Here is a 17903-nt window from a genome sequence, read left to right on the forward strand (position 1 = left end):
CAATCTAGTTAAATAATGGTACTATAAACAGGAACTAATGTTCCTATTTTGGTTGTGAGAAGTTCCCTTGAGTTTCCCTACTATAGACAACACTAGAGAGGAGAGCCTTAATTGTGAACAAACAGACATCGGTCTATGAGCGCTGCAAAAGCGAGATTTATCGTATTGGATGGAGAGTGCAGTATCGGGCCAGAAAAATCAGGAGCCAGGAATGCTCCTTCTATGACAATCCCCCTACCGGTAGCGACTTTGCCGTTTCCTCTGAAGAGAAGGTTTGGGTCCGGCAGCTTATCGACACGTTGCCCCCGCAAGGAAAGGCCATTATAGATAAACTTTACTTTCAAGATCTGACGGAAGCCGAGATCGCCCGGCAGCTGAATATCAGTCAACAGGGGGTGAATAAATGGAAACAAAAGATGATCCGGGAATTATCCCGGACCGTGAAATTCTAGAGTTACTGCGTGCTGCCAAGCAAGGGGATACCGAGGCTATGCTGCAACTTATAGACTTATATGAAGAGGATATTCTGCGAATCAGCAAATTCATACATTTGCCGGAGGAGGATGCGGTGTCTACGATTGTTCTGGAGTTCCTAGAATTTATTCAGGGGGGGAATGAGACCTTCGGTGGGTAACCTTGAGCATGCTGGATCATGAATACCGTGAAAGATATGTAGGTAAAGGCTAGCAACAGGGGCAAAGTTATATGAAAAGGCCAACCGGGATCGGCTGGCCTTTGTTTTTGCAATGAGTTGGGGCCCGTTGTAACCATCATCCGAAGCGAGCTTCCTCAATCATTCCACCCAAGGTACCAGGTGAGGCTGCTCGTCAAGGATGGAGATGTACTGTTCCTTCCATCCATATTGACCTTCGGGGTCAAGGTGCATATATCTTGCGAATTTCTCCAGACGAAATTCCAGTCTAGACCAGCCAAGATGCTTGATGCGTAAAAAGCTTAATTGATGGGGGACTTCGAACACGTTCTCCGGCAGGCGCCCGCAGTGCTGCGGAGAATTTTTCCAAGTATAGTTCAAATCCTTGTTGTAGCGGAGCAGGAACGGCCTGAAGCTGTGATGGGAACTCCAATACTGGTCCTCCCTGTAGTGATTCTCATCCCAGAAATCATAGAGCCGGAAGCAGAGTAGACCAGACTTTGTCTGCCGCAGCAACTCGTCGATCTCTTGGACGAATCTGTTCTCGAATACTTCATCTGCATCGAGGGTGAGAATCCATTCCGGCTCGGTTTGGACCACTTCCTGCCATAACTGTGTGCGCAGTTCATATTCATTGCTGAATCTGGACTCGGTGTTGCGTATAAGAGTGACAGGAAGGCCTGCCAGTACCTCCAGACAGATATCTGCCGTATCATCTGTGCTGCCATCATCTATAATCACGGCTTCATCAATATATTTACGGTGTTCTTCCAGTACCTGTCGCAGAAAGCGGTTGGCCTCATTTTTAACGATCATAGCCAAGGTCAGCTTAGGGCGCTTTTCGGAGACTGGAATAGCTGATTCTTTCTCAAGAAGCTGATCTTCCTCCGGCGGGGGTGATTCTAACGATCCTACGGGATTATCCGGGCTTCCGTAGCTTTCCGATCCTACGGAGTCTTCAGGCTGATTGGAGTCCTCCTGTGGAGAGGAGGACTCCAATTCGCTACCCGACGGTGTGTCTGGCTCAACGGACGTACGCTGTACAAATTCATCAACTTTACTGAGATCACTATCCCTGTAGAGGTGCAGCGCAGGATAGTGAGTGTCAACGAACAGAGGAATACCAAGCGCTGCGGCGCGAATGCAGAAGTGACGGTCTTCTCCCCAGAAGGAGATATTTTTGACAGGATTATAGCTAACGCCTCTCACAATGGCTGCTTTACTGATGAGTGTGCAGGCGCCGAGACCACCGACTTCATAAATTCCGGGAGCCTGCATTCTGTTAATGAATTCGTGGAACCTGCTGCGGGTCTCTTCAGCTGATAGCTTCTCACCTGGTAGTTGATCCCACTGATTGTATTCATCATGCATCCAGACCTGGGGCTGGAACATCGTGTCCGGCTGCCACTGCGTCCAGAAGACCTCAGAGATAATATCTTTCTCCGTGCTGATGAGATGACTCAGCGTATCAGGATAGAGGATCAGATCGGAATCCAGCAAGAATAAATAATCATATTCGAGGGTCTGGGCCCGCTGGATCATAAGATTCTTGAAAGTAGCTACCTTCCAGACCAGGTTAGTGCTCCAGAAATGGGTGGTATTATTCCGGATATAAGTGTCGTTGTAGCCCGAGGGTTGGATCAGAACATTGCCCGTGCTGGCCTTGAACGCCCTGAGTAATTCAGCGGACTGTTCATCCTGATTATCATCGATAAAAAAGAAATCAAGATGGATTCCCTCTGACTTCAAGCGGCCCAGTGACTCCAGAAATTCTAGCAATACAGGCGCTTTCTGATGAATGGGGCTACCAAGCAGCACGCGGATCGGGTGATCGCTCATATGTCACCACCTTGGTTGGTGTCAAGTTCCGGATCTGCTTGTGTCTGCGGATTCAGGACGACCTCCAGATAAGTCTTATTTAACAGTATACGTTCGTCGTTAGGACGATAGGTACGGGCTGCCTCGTTATGGGCGTAAGCCAACTGATACTGGCCGATTCTGTCATAGCAGACGCAGAGCTGAAGGTGGGGAAGCCAGGTAGAGCAAGCCAGGTTGCGGAGTCCCCATTGATCGCCAGAAGGCTGATCATTTGCGGCTGCCTTATACCAGAAGATGGCCGCGTTGATATTGTTTTTATTGAGAAAATGGTACCCGATCCGGCAGCAAAATTCCGCACGTGGCTGATCATACCGGAAGGACAATAGTGCGGCTTCCAGCGCCAGGTCCTCATCCTTCAGCCCGTGGTAGCAATCCGCCAATTTGCCGCAGGCAGCAATGTTGTCCTCGATCCAGCCTAGCCCGGTTCCGAGGAACTCTCCATAGAAGCTGATGGCCCGCTCATACTGGCTGTGATCCAGCAGCTCGTTGGCGAAGTAGTATAAGTCCCGGGGTGAGAATTGCTCCCCGCCGGCCAGACGTTCCTCATAGATATTCAGGTTGCGGTCGCTGTCATGATGAATGCTACTATGGGTAACGGCGATATCGCTGTTGATGATGTTCCCGCTAACCTCCAAATATTCATGGACCGCTCCAATCCAGCGAAAGCCATTGCTTCTCTTGACTAGCCGGTTGCGCCGCAGGCTGGACACCACATTTCCTTGTTCATCAAAGGCCAGGTGATAATTCATGGTAACGGAATCGACCGCCCGGTCCAGCGTGTCTTTGAGGGCGCGCAGGCGCTCACGATCTACATCTTTGAAGACATCGTCTGCATCCAGCCACAGAATATATTCCTTCGTCGCTTGTGAGAAGGCGTGGTTACGGGCGGCGGCGAAATCATAAATCCATTCAAAATCAAACACTTGATCACTATACTTACGGATGATCTCTTTTGTAGCGTCTGTCGATCCTGTATCGACAATAATGATCTCATCGACCAAATCGGCCACAGAGCTTAAGCAGCGGTCCAGCGTATCCTCTTCATTTTTTACGATCATGCACAGGCTTATTGTGATCATAAGGCCCTCCTGTTCTCGAAATACATTTGTGCGTATGGTTTAATATATTTAGAAAACGTGAACGTTGACCCTTATTTTTTCGGGAAGCGTCTTTTTCTTCGGTTAAAACCTTAATAATGGAGCAAAATAGGGTTGTAGTGTTGTCGACATGTTTTAAAATTGGTGCAAATGCTGTACAATAGCCTCAGTCCGTCATTACAAAAGGTAAGAATGATACACTTAGTCAGTGATTTCCTTTTTGTTGCATTTATGTGAAATTACATCCATTGTAATCCCTAGTATTCCGATATATAATTAAAAAAACAACTTGGGATTCAATAGAGAGATATGGGGGAAAGAAACATGCGCAAACGACTAACTGGTTTTATCGGCGTGATATTATTGACACTCCTGGTGAGTGCTTGCTCCGGCGGAAATAACGCAGCACCTGCTGCAAGTAATGCACCTGCGGAATCGCAGCAGCCTGCTGACAATGGCGCACCAAAAGACGGCGGTAATTTAATTATTAGAGTGGCTGCCGATCCGGTCATCCTGAACCCGAACTATGCGGGCGACCGTGTCAGCTTGACCATCGACCAAGCGCTGTATGCACCATTGTTCCAAGTGAATGACGGGAAGAAAACTTTTTATCTGGCGGAGAGCCTGACACCATCCGCTGATAACCTTACCTATACATTGAAGCTGAAGAGCGGACTGACTTGGCATGACGGAGAGAAGCTTACAGCGGATGACGTTGTGTTCACAATCAACAGCATTTTGGATGAGAAACAGAACAGCCTTCTGAGATCCAACCTGATTATCGGTGACAAGCCGATTCAAGCGGTTAAAGTAGACGATCTAACTGTAGAGTTCAAGCTTCCGCAAGTCGCACCGGCTTTTGAAGCTACATTGGTACAGATTTCTCCGATTCCAAAGCATATCTTTGAGAACGAGGCAGACATCGAGAAGAGCCCTAAAAATGCCGCTCCAGTCGGCTCTGGACCATTCAAATTCAAAGAATACAAGACCGGTGAGTACCTGACTTTGGAACGCTTTGATAATTACTTCGGTGGTAAGCCGCATTTGGATTCCGTGACTTACCGGATTGCTAAAGACACTAACAGTGCCAACCTTGCACTGCAAAACGGCGAGATCAACGTGAATTATCTTGATCCGCAAGACGTAGCCACATTCCAGGCGACAAATAACTTTGAAATTCTGCCTTACAGCGAAGGACGTCTGGCATACCTGCTGTTCAACGCTAACAGCGACAGAGGTGCTCTTGCCAAGAAAGAAGTACGTGAAGCGCTGTCCCTGGCACTGAGCCGCGATGAGTTGATCCAGACGGCCTATACATCTAATGATTATGCTGAACCAGCAAAATCGTTCGTAACACCTGATGGTCTGTTCTTTACCAATGACGTAACTTCATATGATAACGACGCAGCCAAAGCCAAAGAATTGCTGGACAAAGCTGGTGTCAGCAACCTGAAGCTGAGATTTATTACAACGAGCGGTAATAAGGTACAAGAAGCAGTTTCCTTGTATGTTCAACAAAAGCTGAAAGCGATCGGCGTGGATGTTGAATTGCAAAGTGTTGATGCTTCCGCATACTCCAAACGATTCACGGATAAAGACGCTAAAGACTTTGAACTTGCTCTGGCTGGATATATCATGGGTTATGACCCGGATGCATACCGCATTCTGTACAGCTCTACCGGGAATTCCAATTACTCGCACTATAACAATCCGGAAGTAGATAAATTGTTTGATGCAGGTGCTAGTGAAGCAGACACTGCTAAGCGCGGCGAAATTTACAAAAAAGCACAGGAGATCGTAGCTGAAGATGCGCCGATCTACCCTATTGCGTATACCAAGACCATCGTAGCTGTCTCTAAGCAATATGGTGGCATTGAAGAAGCAGTATTGAAGCCTGTCGTTATTTTTGAAGATTTGTCCAAAATCTACCTTAAATAAGAACGGGAAAAAATAAGCTGGTTAATCCAGCTTATTTTTTTGCCGATATGAGCTGGGAGAGTATACGAATGAGACAACTCATCGTCCGTAGATTGCTGCAAACCGTACCGCTGCTGTTCTTCGTATCAGTGGTATGCTTTTTCATGATCAAACTGGCGCCGGGCGATCCGGTGCTTTCCTTCGTCACCCCGAATATGCATGCCGAAGATATCGAGCGTGTCCGGCATAATTTGGGACTGGACAAGCCGGCCTACATCCAATATTTCATCTGGCTTAAAGAACTGCTTCAGGGTAATTTCGGCTATTCATTGATCAATCATCAGCCTGTGCTGGGCCAGATTCTGGAGCGTCTGCCGGCTACCGCTGGTTTGATGGGCAGCGCCATTGCTCTAGCTGTGCTACTCGCGATTCCGCTTGGTCTTCTGGCCGGAGCGAACCGTAACCGCTGGGTAGATAAATTGATTAACTTTATGTCGTATATCGGGATTTCCGTCCCGTTGTTCTGGCTGGCTTTCCTGTTGATTTATTTATTCGCGATCAAACTTCATTGGCTTCCGAGTATGGGGATGCGGACCATTGGCGTGGAGTCGGCGGCAGATATCTTTAAGCATGGAATTCTGCCTTGTACAGTGCTAGCTTTCGGATTCTTGACCAGTTACGTGCGGTATATCCGTTCCAGCACCATTGGTCAGCTAAAAGAAGAGTACGTGCAAATTCAATACGCCTTTGGAGCTTCGAAGACTACAGTGCTGTTCCGCCATGTCATGAAGCATGTGCTGCTTCCGGTAATTACGCTGCTCGGGATGTCTATGGGGGACCTTGTAGCCGGAGCAATTGTTACGGAGACGGTATTCTCTTGGCCGGGTATTGGCTCTTTGGGCATGACTGCAGTGAGGGGTATGGATTACCCTGTTATTATGGGTATCACTTTATTCTCTTCTCTGTTGCTGATTATAGGCAATCTGGCGGCGGATATCCTGTACAGCTTCGTGGATCCGCGAATTAAACTAACGAGGTGACCTCATGAATCGCAGTAAATGGAAAAATGTCGGAAGTGAGCTGCTGGGAAATGGTATGGGTGTCGCTGCCCTTATCCTTCTGTTGCTGTTCACGCTTGCCTCGGTCTTTGCGTTCTTATCCGGTCATGATCCGAATGCGCTGAATGTAATGGAACGTCTGACCCCACCCGGAGCAGAGCATTGGTTCGGAACCGATGATTTCGGGCGGGATTATTTCGCCAGAGCGCTGTACGGAGGCCGTGTATCCTTGTTAGTCGGCTTCACTGCCATGATTATTGCGACCGGCATTGGCGTCACGGTAGGAGTGATCAGCGGCTACTTTGGTGGCTGGCTGGACAACCTCCTGATGCGCATGCTAGATGTCATATTGTCGATACCAACGTTTCTGATCCTGCTGCTGCTCAGCGTATTTTTGAAGCCGAGCGTCGGCAATATTATTGTCATTATTGCTTTACTGATGTGGATGCATATCGCCCGGGTCATCCGCGCGGAGACGATGACCCTGAAGGAACGGGAGTTTGTACTTTACGCCAAGGCCTCGGGTCAAAGTGCGTTTGGTATTATCCTGAAGCATATTATGCCGGGCTTGATCCCGGTCATCATTGTAGGGGCTACGAATAACATCGCTTCGGCGATTATGATGGAGTCTTCCCTGAGCTTTTTGGGCTTTGGGGTACAACCCCCGAATGCAACATGGGGCAGCATGCTGAACAATGCGCAGGGATATATCGCGCAGGCGCCATATTTAGCGGTGTTCCCGGGCTTACTGATCCTTTTGACTGTACTGAGCTTTAATATATTGGGCGATATTTTGCGGGTTGGCTTTGAACCGAAGCTAATCAAGAGATAGGAGTGTGGAGACATCATGACGGAACGTCTACTGTCTGTTGAAGATTTGAAGGTTTCGTTCTCCACGCGGGATGGAGAGAATCAAGCCGTGCGCGGTGTCAGCTTCCATATTGACGCCGGGGAGACCGTGGGTATTGTCGGTGAGTCCGGCAGTGGCAAGAGCGTGACAGCCAAGGCGATAATGTCTTTGATCACACCACCTGGCAAAATCACCTCGGGTAACGTCAACTTCCGCGGTGAGAACCTCCTGAAGCTGCCCGAGAAGCAGTGGAGAAAACTGCGCGGTAACCAGATCGCGATGGTCTTTCAGGACCCGATGACCTCACTGAATCCGGTCAAAAGAATCGGCCAGCAATTGACGGAAGTGATCCGCAGACACCGCGGATTAAATAAAGAAGCAGCGCTGACGGAAGCGGCTAATATACTGCGTCAGGTCGGGATCAGCCAGCCTGAGCAGCGCCTGCAGCAATATCCGCATGAATTCAGCGGCGGGATGCGGCAGCGGGTGATGATCGCCATGGCGCTTTCCTGCCAGCCGGAGCTTTTGATTGCGGATGAACCGACAACGGCGTTGGATGCGACTATCCAGGCGCAGATTCTAGACCTATTTAAGGAACTGAAGGGGAATTCACATACCGCAGTCGCGCTAATTACGCATGATTTGGGCGTAGTGGCTCAAGTCTGCACCCGGGTTATTGTAATGTATGGCGGACTGATCATGGAAGAGGGCACGGTGGAGGATATCTTTTACCGCCCGCAGCATCCTTACACCAAAGGCTTGCTGCGCTCTATTCCGAAGAATGGCGGCAAGTCAAAGGAACGCCTGGTGCCGATCGAAGGCTCACCGCCGGATCTGCTGGACCCCCCGCCTGGTTGCCCATTCATGGACCGTTGCCCGCATGCGTTCGCCCGCTGCGCGGAGCGGCCTCCGGTGTTCGAACTGTCGCCGGGACATCGCTCGATGTGTTGGCTGGCTGATGGTGAGGTATCCGTAGGTGTGGAAGGAGGGACGTTCGCTTGAGTGAGAGCAAAATATTGGTCGATGTGAAGAACCTCAAGAAGCATTTCTCTAAAGGCAAAGACATCTGGGGGCGTGATACGGATGTGCTGAAGGCAGTGGACGGTGTTAGCTTTCAGATTCGCAAGGGTGAGACCTTTGGTCTTGTCGGCGAATCGGGGAGCGGCAAGTCGACGGTAGGACGCTGTCTGCTTCGTCTGTATGATTATACGGACGGAGAAGTATCTTTCGATGGACAGCAAATTGGTGGATTGGGCGAGAAGAAGCTGAAGCCGTTTCGCAGACGTATTCAATCGATTTTCCAAGACCCGTATTCTTCACTAAATCCCGGTCTGAATGTATTGGAGCTGATCAGCGAGCCGATGAAGATCCACGGCACTCACCAGGGCGAAGATCGCAAGGAAGTCATTGCGACCCTGCTGGAGAAGGTGGGACTTAAGCGAGAGCATCTGTACCGCTTCCCGCATGAGTTCAGCGGCGGGCAGCGCCAGCGGATCTCCATTGCCAGAGCCCTGTCAGTGAGACCGGAATTTGTCGTCTGCGACGAGCCCATCTCTGCGCTGGACGTTTCCGTTCAAGCCCAGGTCGTGAACATGCTGGAGGATTTACAGGCTGAGTTCGGACTGACGTATCTCTTCATCGCGCATGATCTGTCAATGGTGCGGCATATCTCCGATCGCATCGGAGTGATGTATGCTGGCCGTTTGGTTGAGGTTGCCGAAAGTGATGAATTGTACGAGAACCCGCTTCATCCATATACACAAGCGCTGTTGTCTTCCATCTTGGAGCCAGATCCGAAGAAGGCCGGTCAACGCCTGAGCCAGAACGGGTATACGGCAAAGCGCAGTAGTGAGGGGAATCCCGAGCTTCGCGAAGTAAGCCCCGGTCACTTCGTTGCTGATTTCTAAACCATCTTATCGAAAATGGGAGGAAGAAAAGATGTCGGAGAATTTAAACAGAGTGAAACTGTCCCAGTGGGATGCGCTAATCCTGGAATCGCTGCGTACCTTAGGTTGGTCTGATGACGAGCTACTACGCAGAGTGGCCTCAGGTGAGCTGCCAGTGGACGAAAGTGAGTTCCATTTTGATTATAAGCAGCTTACGGCGTTGCAGGCAGAGCAGCCCGAACTATTCGAGCGGGCGGTACGGGAAGGTTATCAGATCAAATACAATACCATTCGTGGTGTCCGCAGCTGGATTTTCGTGGCCCTGGGCAAAGAGCCTGTATTGGAACTTGAGCCTGGCAAGGAAGCTGTCGAGGTATCTTTGACAGCAGCCGAGAAGACGCGTCTGGAAGGAGTATTGTCCTTCGGCTGGGAGATTCATGAAGGAACCGGAGCTACGGATGGCGAGACTTCCAGTTATCGAATTGAGCCTGTGCAGCGTTAAGATATATAACTAAGAGTTAGGATTATCTAAAAAGACTTCAAAAAAACGATTGCTTTGCAAGGCTTTACGGCCTGCTAGCAATCGTTTTTTTGTATGATCATATTTGAACTTAGAAGGACAGTAGAGTGCTACACTCTTACAGCAGGAAAGGCTACCTCGTATTGTGCCGAGGGAACCCAGGTTCCGGTCTTGAAGTTGCGGCCCCGTACCAGCACTTTGTCGCTGTAGATTTCCACATAGAAGCCTTGGCTTCCTTCCCTGCGCTCATCTTCGTTCGTCCAGAGGTAGGCAACCGATGCAGCATTGAACATCGTCGCCGTCTCCCCATGGCCTGGATACATCGTATTATCAACTTCCAGTTCCCAATGGGTATGCCCTGTGAACAGCAGGGTCTGCGGATGCTTGGAGAGAATGGCCCGCAATTCTTGATCCTGAGTCACACCGTACCATTCCTGGGATTCCAGCGAGCCGGCCACAGTATCCTTGAGCGGCTGGTGGAGGAACAGGAAAACCGGCTTGTCCGGTGAAGCTTTTTCGCCGAGTTTCAGGTCCAACCACTGAAGCTGCTCTTTGGAGAGGTCGCAGAAGAGCGGTAGATTCTCTTCCGTACCTATAAAGATAAAGTGGTAGCCGTCTATCCAGTGATCGTGATAGGGGCCGGGCATTCCTGTCCGGGAGGCATACAGCGCCAGTCGTGAATGCCAGTCACCCAGGCCAACGTCATGGTTGCCGAGGGTAAAGCGGACAGTCGGCAGTCCTGCTTGGTGCAAGCTCAAAATGCGGCGTACTTCCTCATACTCTTCGGGGAATCCATGGTCGGTGACATCCCCAATGTGCATGATGCCGCTGCTTCCTTCGGAGTGGCTGACAATATCGCGCAAAGCCTGTCCGAAGTTAAGATTATATTCATGATTAGGATCGGCAGTAACGTGTGTATCTGTGATGATCTGAAAGCTGGCAAGAGGTTTTGCCACTTCTGCAGAATTCATGTTCATGGAACAGGCACCTCCTGGAATAATATGAAGGGGACGCGGAGTCACTTAGTGGCTTTTGTCGCTAAGATTAAGTCCAACGATCCCCACAACGATGACGGCAATCCAGAGTAGGGAGGACATGGGCATCCGTTCTTTGAAGAAAAAAATGCCTGCTACGGAAATCAGTATGATTCCGGCTCCCGACCATATGGCGTATGCCATCCCCACCTTAATAGAGGTAAGGGCATAATTGAGCGATGTGAAGCTTATCGCGTAGAACAGAAACATGAACACAGAGGGCCACAAGCGTGAAAATCCCTGAGAGGCTTTCATCGAAATGGTGCCAGATAGCTCGAAGACAATGGCCATGGCCAGGAAGATCCAGGCCCATGCTCCTTCCGGCTTCATTTCCCTGGTCTCCTGACGCTTAGATCTTCGTAGGTACGTACGATGACATGGGCATCAGACAACAGATTGGTTGCCTCATCATCCGAAGCTGAACCTGGAAGCCCGATAGCCAGGGCGGCACCTGCCGCCTTGGCCATTCTCATATCACCGTTCGTATCTCCGATCACCACTACCCCGGAAGGGTCAATCCCAAGTCTGCTACAAGCCAGCTGAACCATATCCGGGAATGGCTTCCCGCGCTCTACCTGGTCGGTTCCGATCACTTCAGAGAAGTAATCACGGATGCCGAGCCAGCGCAGATGTTTCTCTGCCGCATCGGTTTCATCGGCGGTGACTACAGCCATAGGCACACCATGGCTTCGGGCCTCCTCTAGGAAGCGTGCCAGCCCTGGCAGGGCAACTACTGGCCGCATCTCGTCCATCATGGCGTCCGCTTCCTTACGACACAGATCAACGATCTCCATCGTCTCTGCCCAGGATAGTCCCTGCAGGTAGCCCTGCCAGGCGAGAATGGCGTAGAGGTCAGCCATCGTACCCATGGCAAGCGGGCCGTTGCGATCATAATCCGTGATGTTCCCGTCTTCATTGTGCACGGTACCGAACAGGGATGGGATAGTCTCCGGCTGGAGCGTGAGCTGGCGGCTATTCAGATGTGCGCTGAAACGCTCCAGCAGGCACTTGGACCAGACTCCCCAGAGAGATACGAATTCCAGCAAGGTCCCGTCTTTATCGAACAGGATGGCAGATACAGCTTGACGCCCTTGCGGAGTAATAAGATCAGACATTACGATTAGCCACCTTTATTTCAATTTATCCAAAGCCGCTTGTGCGGTTTTCTTCGCTTCTTGAAGCGCCTGTGCTGCAGGGATGTTCTGGATTTCTACCTTGTCCGCTGCAATCTTCAGTGCATCAGTGATCTTGCCGCCAGTTGGGTCTTGGAATGGTGCAGAACCATGTGCTGCTTGCATAAGCGGGATCTTGATTTGCGGATTGCTCTCGCTGAACTTCACGAATTCCGGATCTTGCAGTGCGGATTGACGAACAGAGATGTATCCAGTTTGGATCGACCAGAACGCTGTATTCTCGGAATTAGTGAAGTAAGCCAGCCATTTCATTGCGGCTTGCTTTTGATCGTCGCTAGCTTTGGAAGGAATACCAGCCATCAGTGCTTGAGCGACAGGCTTGCCTTCACCAACACCGGCCCAACCTGGTTGTTCCATAGCAGCTACAACACCAAAGTCCAGATCGCCTTGGTCACCGCTGGAACCGGTGTAGCCTGCGGCTTGACCCTTCATAACATCATCAATCGTTTTATACCAGTACTCCCAGCCTTGACCGCCGGAGTGAATGCGCATGATTTTATCTTCATGAATCCATTTGCGGAACGAATCCCATGTCTGTACCCATTCCGGAGAATCGATCGTTACAGTTTTTCCGTCTGCACTAAGGACACTTCCGCCCTTGCTCAGCACAGCATCATACATATTCTCGTAACCCCACATTGGCTCCCAGCCGTAGAAGGAAGTTTTGCCGCCGTCTTTAACAGACATCTTCTCAGCTGCCGCCGCGAGATCTTCCCACGTCTTCAGTTTATCGGCTTCGATTCCGTTCTTCTCAAAAGCATCCTTGCGATAGTACATCACTTGTGTAGTTCCGTACATTGGCAGGAAGAACTGCTTGCCGTCCACTTGTCCCTGAGTTAGGAAAGTCTGTACAAAATCCTCTTTGTTGAAGTCCGGCAGTTGCGCGATCAGATCGTCCATTGGAGCGAAGTAGCCTTTACGCGCCCAGTCTACATTGGAAGACAGTACAGCAGCAGGTACTTGTCCAGTTGCGATAGCGGCCTGAAGCTTCTGTTCGGTCTCTGTATAATCGCTCTGTACAATTCCTTTGACGATAACGTCCTTTTGTGAGGCATTGAATTTCTGAATCAGCTTGTCCATGTTCTCGCCTAGCTTACCGCCGAGTCCGTACCAGAATTCAATGGTTACTGGAGCACTAGGTGCGGAAGAAGCCGGAGCGGTTGTCTCAGTAGCAGTTTCGTTCGTTTTGCCAGCGGTGTTTGCAGTGTTCGCAGTGTTTCCGCCACAAGCGGTGAGCAGGGTGAAGCTGGCAACCAGGGATACGGCGGATACTTTTTTCAAAACGTTCATCATCATTCTCCTTCAAATTAAGTATTATGGTGATAAGAATATTAACCTTTGCTGGAACCGGCGGTCATGTTGACGCTGGACATAATTGTTTTTTGCGCCACCAGGAAGACAAGCAGCAATGGAGCGATTGTAAAGGCACTAGCAGCCATGATCAGCGGCCATTTTAATCCGTATGCACCTCCTTCAACGAAGAAGCTACGAAGTCCGGCAGATACCAACTGGAGGTTAGGGTCTTTGGTGATCAGCGTCGGCCAGAAATAGTTGTTGTATTGATCAATGAACGTGATGAGGGCTAGCACCGCAAAGGAAGAGCGGGCAACAGGAACGAGAATGGTCCATAGAATCCGCATATGCGAGGCACCATCCACTTCACCGGCCTCCACCAGTTCATGGGGAACTTGCAAGAATGCTTGTCTAATCAGGAAAATCGAGAACACGCTGACACAGTTGGACAGAATCAGCCCGGCATAGGAATTGAGCAGACCAAGCTGGGACAGGACCAGATAGCTTGGAAGATAAACGGCTGTGGCCGGAACCATGTAACCGAAAAGGATGATTCCAGAGAACAATCCTTTGAGCCGGAATTTCATATGGGTGAGCGCATAGGCCATCATGCCCGAATTGAACATTTGGATCAGAACGATGGAAGTAGCAACGATAATGCTGTTACCCATATACCGGGAGAACGGTGCTGCATGCCAGGCCTCTGCAAAGTTGCCCCATAACGGTGTCTGTGGCCATAGCGTTGGCGGTGATTGCCAGATCTCATCATTGGTTTTGAGCGCATTTGTAATCATCCAGTAGAACGGAAAAGCCATGATTAAAGCAAGTGCAGCGAAGAACAAATGGCGTGACAGCTTGCCTATGTGTGAAAGAATACTCATAAAGCCCTCCTAGATGGCTAGTTTCATTATTAGTAGTGAGTGTTTCGACTGCTGAAAATAACGGATAGCAGGGATAGTAGCATACATATGAAGACAAGCGTCATGGCTATAGAGGAGGCTTCCCCGATCTGGAACGATTCGAAAGCAGACTGGTAATACATGTATAGCAAGGTACGTGTGGAACCAGATGGTCCACCTTGAGTTAGTACGTTAATCTGATCGTAAGCCTGTAGCGCTTGAATAAGCTGAACAATAAACAGGAACAGGGTAGTCGGCGAGATCAGTGGGAGCGTAATGCGGATGAACTTATGGACAGGACTTGCTCCGTCCAGGTCAGCTGCCTCCATAAGATCGGTAGGCACATTGCGCAAGGCCACCAGGTAAAAGATCATCGCCCAACCGACAGATTTCCAGATGGTGACGAGCATTACGCCGACGAGTGCCCAGGTTGGATCTTGTAGCCAGCCGAGCTTTTCGAATCCCAGAAAGCTCAGGACTGTATTGGCGAGGCCGATCTCCGGTTCGTAGATCCATGACCAGACGATGGATACGGCTACCGTAGGAGTCACCCAAGGTGAGAACAACAGAACCTGATATATCGCCGAGCCTTTCAGCTTCTTGTTCATTAGAAGGGCCAATCCAAGACCGATCGCGATGACCGGAAGCACGGTGCCTGCACAGAACAACACGGTGACCCGTAGTGCCTGGTAAAAAGCAGGGTTGCTCACCAGGTTGATGTAGTTGTCGAGCCCGACAAAGGTTTTCTCCGGACTCATGAAGTCCCACTCGGTAAAGCTTAGATACAAGACGTACAGCAGCGGTGCAAGCCAGAACACGGTGAACGGAATCATGGCTGGCAGTGTGAATAGCACTGGCTTCAAGCCGCCGATAAACTTCGATCGAATCATTGTGTATATACCCCATTCCATCTTTTCAATTTCACTGTATAATTTGGAGTAAAGCTTCTCTGTTCAAAAAAAATTGTACACTCAATATCTGCAGGTGTGGTAAAGACGACGTAAAACGGAAGCTAGATTTATGTAAAATTCTTAAAAAACGCGATAAAAGTTTCAGTTTTGTGTAATGTAAAGGATAGATTCCACAGGAAGTGAAGGTGTGCATGATGAAACGAGAAGGAATTGGAGAGTTAGATTTGGAGCTGACGCCGCGGGTACAATTGCAGCGTAGAATGATCGATGCTATCGCTCAGACGATGGATTTATACGGAGCCAATTATTCATTCGGGCAGTTGTACGGGATCATGTTCTTTGAAGATCGGCCGATGACGCTTGAAGAAATGAAGCATATGATGAGCATGAGCAAGAGTAATATGAGTTATGGGGTCCGTTCCCTAATCTCTTCTGGCATGGTTACGAAGCTGGAAGAGAAGCAGGAGCGCAAGGATCTATATATGGCGGAAACGGATTTCTTCAGAGCATTCAGAAGCTTCTTTACAATGAAGCTGCAGCGGGAGATTGACGTGATGAATGAAGCACTGGAGCATGTGCTGCCAGGTCTGCAGGAATTATTGGAGGCGTCAGAGCTAAGTGAGGACGAGCGGCAGCGCTGTCTGATAGACTACGCCAAGATACAGCATGCGGTGGAATTTTATCAATCATTGCAACAATTTGTGGATGAATTGCGTGTGGGGGATATTTTACCATATAAAGGGGGAGCCTAGACGAATAGCAGGGCAAAGAGGCAGGGCAAGAAGCGTATTTCTGCAATATCTCTGATTTTTTTCTAAAAAAGTACAAAAATCGCGAAAATACGACCGATTCGGGGCCCGTTATTTGCTATAATTGTTTTCATTAATGTAGACTATAATTAGGTGCCAATTGCAAGCGAATGGAGAGGAAGCATGGAAGTGTTCAAGCGTTTTTTTGAAAATTTAACTGTTCGGCGTTTCGGAATATTATTTCTGATCTGCCTGCTGTTGTTCAGTATCAGAGATATGCTCAATCTGGTACTGCTGACCTTTCTGATTGCTTATGTCATGAACAGCTTTCAGGTGATGCTAACCAAACGGCTTGACAAATATGTCCGGATTAACAGCAAGGTTATTATTGTTTTTCTATACCTAGCTTTGATTGCTACGATTGTTTTTGCACTCGTCAATTACCTTCCGAAAGTATTTGTCCAGATCAAGCAATTAACGTATTTTCTAACTAACCTTACGTCTGAAGATATTCCCCAGAATGACATCACCCAGCATATATTTAGAACCTTAAAGGATTTGAAATACGAGTCCTACATGACGCAAGGAATTGAATATGTTCTGAGAATCAGCAACTGGGGTACGACCTTTGTGTTATCCACGATTCTTAGCTTTGTCTTCATTCTGGAGAAGAATCGGATTGTGGCCTTCACATCCAGACTGAGCACTAGCAAGATCAGCTGGTTCTACAAGGAACTGGAGTACTTTGGTCAAAAATTCATCTCTTCTTTCGGAAAAGTTATCGAAGCGCAGCTTCTAATCGCGATGTTCAATACCGTGTTTACGGTGATCGGGCTGTGGATTCTGGGTTTTCCGTATCTGTTCGCGCTGTCAATTATGATTTTCCTGCTTAGCCTGATCCCGGTCGTAGGCTTTGTAATCTCTTTGATCCCGCTATGCATCATCGGTTACAATATCGGCGGTCTGATGATGATCATCTATGTAGTAGCTATGATTGCTGTATTACACTTTATTGAGGGATACTTCCTCAATCCGAAGCTGATGTCCTCCAAAATGAATCTGCCGATGTTCTACACCTTTATCGTCCTGTTGTTCTCTGAGCATTATATGGGCGTGTGGGGGCTGATTCTGGGTATTCCAATCTTCGTCTTCTTCCTTGATATTCTGGAGATTAACCGGGAGAATGAGAAGAAGGGATAACTTCTATTCACATACACACAAGAAAGCCCGGCCATCTGGCCGGGCTTTTAGTTCTACTAATGCCCAGAACATTCACTCTTTATGTCTTATGTAACAAAACAGTCCCAATCAGCATAACATTTGTCCATGAGGCGATGGACGTAGCGGCTGATTAAAAAAGGACTTCCCCCGACAGAACGCTGGCATCTTGGCCCAGACTGATCTGATGGGGGAAGTCCTTATTTGCGCCTTGGGGCGGCGTAGTCTGAAGGAAATCGGTTCGTTTCCTATGTAATCCTGTTAACCGAATGAAGTGAGGACACTCTGCTCAACGATTTCTTTGATCTCTGCTTTGTGCGCAGCATATTGCTCGGCCGTAATACTTCCGCTGTGTAGGCGTTCATCCAACTGCTGTGTAAGCTGTGTCAGTTGCAGCTCAATCACATTGGCAATATCCCCGCCCTGATCAGTGGCAATGTCTTGCAGCGATTTCCCGTCATACAACGAATCATACAGCTCCTCATCGGACGATTGATTGAGTGCTTCCAACAGGTCATCCTTGTCCGCAATGCCAGTGGCAACCCACTTCGCTACCGGACTTGCGCTTGTAATGGAGCTGCCCCAGGCGGTGCCTCCGAAGGACATGGCGACTACCATCGTTCCGACAATCATCACTCGCTTTATGTTCATGGTTAGAAATCCTCTTTTCCTGTTTTTTGGTGCTTAATATATGCGTACGGTTATGGGTGTGAGAGTTCAGTCTTCTGTTTGACCTAATGTTATTGTA

19 protein-coding genes are annotated in these 17903 nt (G+C 49.1%); 10 read left to right on the forward strand and 9 right to left on the reverse strand.

What is annotated here, in order from left to right:
• Positions 1 to 113 precede the first annotated feature (113 nt).
• Together ACFVRY_RS10760 and ACFVRY_RS10765 are read left to right on the forward strand one after the other, a co-directional pair.
• Positions 114 to 452, forward strand: a complete 339-nt coding sequence (locus ACFVRY_RS10760; RefSeq protein ID WP_387500009.1) for a sigma-70 family RNA polymerase sigma factor — start codon at positions 114 to 116, stop codon at positions 450 to 452.
• Complete coding sequence (locus ACFVRY_RS10765; RefSeq protein ID WP_387500011.1) at positions 404 to 634, forward strand: helix-turn-helix domain-containing protein; 231 nt, start codon at positions 404 to 406, stop codon at positions 632 to 634. Before ACFVRY_RS10760 ends, ACFVRY_RS10765 begins: the two co-directional genes overlap by 49 nt.
• 159 nt (positions 635 to 793) lie before the next feature.
• Here ACFVRY_RS10765 and ACFVRY_RS10770 read toward each other — a convergent pair whose 3' ends face one another.
• Together ACFVRY_RS10770 and ACFVRY_RS10775 are read right to left on the reverse strand one after the other, a co-directional pair.
• Positions 794 to 2491, reverse strand: a complete 1698-nt coding sequence (locus tag ACFVRY_RS10770; protein ID WP_387500013.1) for a glycosyltransferase — start codon at positions 2489 to 2491, stop codon at positions 794 to 796.
• On the reverse strand, positions 2488 to 3609 hold the full coding sequence (locus ACFVRY_RS10775; protein WP_387500015.1) for a tetratricopeptide repeat-containing glycosyltransferase family 2 protein: 1122 nt from the start codon (positions 3607 to 3609) through the stop codon (positions 2488 to 2490). The genes ACFVRY_RS10770 and ACFVRY_RS10775 overlap by 4 nt, the downstream gene beginning before the upstream one ends.
• Before the next feature lie 342 nt (positions 3610 to 3951).
• On the opposite strand from ACFVRY_RS10775, the gene ACFVRY_RS10780 reads away from it, so the two are divergent.
• The 6 genes from ACFVRY_RS10780 to ACFVRY_RS10805 all read left to right on the forward strand — a co-directional run bounded on the left by ACFVRY_RS10780 (position 3952) and on the right by ACFVRY_RS10805 (position 9840).
• Positions 3952 to 5565 (forward strand): ABC transporter substrate-binding protein, encoded by a 1614-nt coding sequence (locus ACFVRY_RS10780; RefSeq protein WP_387500017.1) that lies wholly within the window; start codon positions 3952 to 3954, stop codon positions 5563 to 5565.
• A 68-nt stretch (positions 5566 to 5633) separates the two neighbouring features.
• Positions 5634 to 6584, forward strand: coding sequence for an ABC transporter permease (locus tag ACFVRY_RS10785; RefSeq protein ID WP_387500019.1), 951 nt, complete (start codon positions 5634 to 5636; stop codon positions 6582 to 6584).
• A gap of 4 nt (positions 6585 to 6588) precedes the next feature.
• The gene (locus ACFVRY_RS10790) at positions 6589 to 7434 is read left to right on the forward strand and encodes an ABC transporter permease (protein ID WP_387500021.1); all 846 of its coding nucleotides are present in this window, start codon (positions 6589 to 6591) and stop codon (positions 7432 to 7434) included.
• A gap of 15 nt (positions 7435 to 7449) precedes the next feature.
• Positions 7450 to 8454 carry an ABC transporter ATP-binding protein gene (locus ACFVRY_RS10795; protein ID WP_387500023.1) on the forward strand — a complete coding sequence of 335 codons (1005 nt, stop codon included), beginning with the start codon at positions 7450 to 7452 and terminating at the stop codon, positions 8452 to 8454.
• Positions 8451 to 9359: an ABC transporter ATP-binding protein gene (locus tag ACFVRY_RS10800; protein ID WP_387500025.1), complete on the forward strand. Its 909-nt coding sequence runs from the start codon at positions 8451 to 8453 to the stop codon at positions 9357 to 9359. Before ACFVRY_RS10795 ends, ACFVRY_RS10800 begins: the two co-directional genes overlap by 4 nt.
• A gap of 31 nt (positions 9360 to 9390) precedes the next feature.
• Positions 9391 to 9840 (forward strand): hypothetical protein, encoded by a 450-nt coding sequence (locus tag ACFVRY_RS10805; protein ID WP_387500027.1) that lies wholly within the window; start codon positions 9391 to 9393, stop codon positions 9838 to 9840.
• Positions 9841 to 9968: 128 nt separating this feature from the next.
• On the opposite strand, the gene ACFVRY_RS10810 is transcribed toward ACFVRY_RS10805, so the two are convergent.
• From ACFVRY_RS10810 to ACFVRY_RS10835, 6 genes are read right to left on the reverse strand one after another with little or no spacing between them, the layout of a single operon-like run.
• Positions 9969 to 10835: a metallophosphoesterase family protein gene (locus tag ACFVRY_RS10810; RefSeq protein WP_387500029.1), complete on the reverse strand. Its 867-nt coding sequence runs from the start codon at positions 10833 to 10835 to the stop codon at positions 9969 to 9971.
• A gap of 45 nt (positions 10836 to 10880) precedes the next feature.
• A complete protein-coding gene (locus tag ACFVRY_RS10815; RefSeq protein ID WP_387500031.1) occupies positions 10881 to 11222 on the reverse strand; it encodes a DMT family transporter in 342 nt (113 codons plus the stop codon).
• Positions 11219 to 12007 carry an HAD family hydrolase gene (locus ACFVRY_RS10820; RefSeq protein WP_387500033.1) on the reverse strand — a complete coding sequence of 263 codons (789 nt, stop codon included), beginning with the start codon at positions 12005 to 12007 and terminating at the stop codon, positions 11219 to 11221. The genes ACFVRY_RS10815 and ACFVRY_RS10820 overlap by 4 nt, the downstream gene beginning before the upstream one ends.
• A gap of 15 nt (positions 12008 to 12022) precedes the next feature.
• Entirely contained in the window at positions 12023 to 13375 is a 1353-nt protein-coding gene (locus tag ACFVRY_RS10825) for an ABC transporter substrate-binding protein (protein WP_387500035.1), read from the reverse strand.
• A 41-nt stretch (positions 13376 to 13416) separates the two neighbouring features.
• Entirely contained in the window at positions 13417 to 14259 is an 843-nt protein-coding gene (locus tag ACFVRY_RS10830) for a carbohydrate ABC transporter permease (RefSeq protein WP_066375200.1), read from the reverse strand.
• A 29-nt stretch (positions 14260 to 14288) separates the two neighbouring features.
• Positions 14289 to 15167: a carbohydrate ABC transporter permease gene (locus tag ACFVRY_RS10835; RefSeq protein ID WP_387500037.1), complete on the reverse strand. Its 879-nt coding sequence runs from the start codon at positions 15165 to 15167 to the stop codon at positions 14289 to 14291.
• Between the two features lie 215 nt (positions 15168 to 15382).
• Between ACFVRY_RS10835 and ACFVRY_RS10840 the strand changes: the two genes are divergently transcribed.
• Both ACFVRY_RS10840 and ACFVRY_RS10845 read left to right on the forward strand, forming a co-directional pair.
• On the forward strand, positions 15383 to 15940 hold the full coding sequence (locus tag ACFVRY_RS10840; RefSeq protein WP_387500481.1) for a GbsR/MarR family transcriptional regulator: 558 nt from the start codon (positions 15383 to 15385) through the stop codon (positions 15938 to 15940).
• A gap of 180 nt (positions 15941 to 16120) precedes the next feature.
• On the forward strand, positions 16121 to 17137 hold the full coding sequence (locus tag ACFVRY_RS10845; RefSeq protein ID WP_387500039.1) for an AI-2E family transporter: 1017 nt from the start codon (positions 16121 to 16123) through the stop codon (positions 17135 to 17137).
• A gap of 279 nt (positions 17138 to 17416) precedes the next feature.
• On the opposite strand, the gene ACFVRY_RS10850 is transcribed toward ACFVRY_RS10845, so the two are convergent.
• Positions 17417 to 17806, reverse strand: a complete 390-nt coding sequence (locus tag ACFVRY_RS10850; protein ID WP_387500041.1) for a hypothetical protein — start codon at positions 17804 to 17806, stop codon at positions 17417 to 17419.
• Between the last annotated feature and the right edge of the window lie 97 nt (positions 17807 to 17903).

This window comes from Paenibacillus sp. NPDC057934 (assembly GCF_042887565.1).
Classification (GTDB): Bacteria; Bacillota; Bacilli; order Paenibacillales; family Paenibacillaceae; genus Paenibacillus_AQ.

Bases quoted from the DNA above. Each gene is read 5' to 3' on its own strand.
- ACFVRY_RS10820 (WP_387500033.1), bottom strand. From the start codon at position 12,007: ATGTCTGATCTTATTACTCCGCAAGGGCGTCAAGCTGTATCTGCCATC.
- ACFVRY_RS10785 (WP_387500019.1), top strand. From the start codon at position 5,634: ATGAGACAACTCATCGTCCGTAGATTGCTGCAAACCGTACCGCTGCTG.
- ACFVRY_RS10765 (WP_387500011.1), top strand. From the start codon at position 404: ATGGAAACAAAAGATGATCCGGGAATTATCCCGGACCGTGAAATTCTA.
- ACFVRY_RS10835 (WP_387500037.1), bottom strand. From the start codon at position 15,167: ATGATTCGATCGAAGTTTATCGGCGGCTTGAAGCCAGTGCTATTCACA.
- ACFVRY_RS10850 (WP_387500041.1), bottom strand. From the start codon at position 17,806: ATGAACATAAAGCGAGTGATGATTGTCGGAACGATGGTAGTCGCCATG.
- ACFVRY_RS10815 (WP_387500031.1), bottom strand. From the start codon at position 11,222: ATGAAGCCGGAAGGAGCATGGGCCTGGATCTTCCTGGCCATGGCCATT.
- ACFVRY_RS10770 (WP_387500013.1), bottom strand. From the start codon at position 2,491: ATGAGCGATCACCCGATCCGCGTGCTGCTTGGTAGCCCCATTCATCAG.
- ACFVRY_RS10795 (WP_387500023.1), top strand. From the start codon at position 7,450: ATGACGGAACGTCTACTGTCTGTTGAAGATTTGAAGGTTTCGTTCTCC.
- ACFVRY_RS10810 (WP_387500029.1), bottom strand. From the start codon at position 10,835: ATGAACATGAATTCTGCAGAAGTGGCAAAACCTCTTGCCAGCTTTCAG.
- ACFVRY_RS10775 (WP_387500015.1), bottom strand. From the start codon at position 3,609: ATGATCACAATAAGCCTGTGCATGATCGTAAAAAATGAAGAGGATACG.
- ACFVRY_RS10840 (WP_387500481.1), top strand. From the start codon at position 15,383: ATGAAACGAGAAGGAATTGGAGAGTTAGATTTGGAGCTGACGCCGCGG.
- ACFVRY_RS10825 (WP_387500035.1), bottom strand. From the start codon at position 13,375: ATGAACGTTTTGAAAAAAGTATCCGCCGTATCCCTGGTTGCCAGCTTC.
- ACFVRY_RS10805 (WP_387500027.1), top strand. From the start codon at position 9,391: ATGTCGGAGAATTTAAACAGAGTGAAACTGTCCCAGTGGGATGCGCTA.
- ACFVRY_RS10790 (WP_387500021.1), top strand. From the start codon at position 6,589: ATGAATCGCAGTAAATGGAAAAATGTCGGAAGTGAGCTGCTGGGAAAT.
- ACFVRY_RS10830 (WP_066375200.1), bottom strand. From the start codon at position 14,259: ATGAGTATTCTTTCACACATAGGCAAGCTGTCACGCCATTTGTTCTTC.
- ACFVRY_RS10780 (WP_387500017.1), top strand. From the start codon at position 3,952: ATGCGCAAACGACTAACTGGTTTTATCGGCGTGATATTATTGACACTC.
- ACFVRY_RS10845 (WP_387500039.1), top strand. From the start codon at position 16,121: ATGGAAGTGTTCAAGCGTTTTTTTGAAAATTTAACTGTTCGGCGTTTC.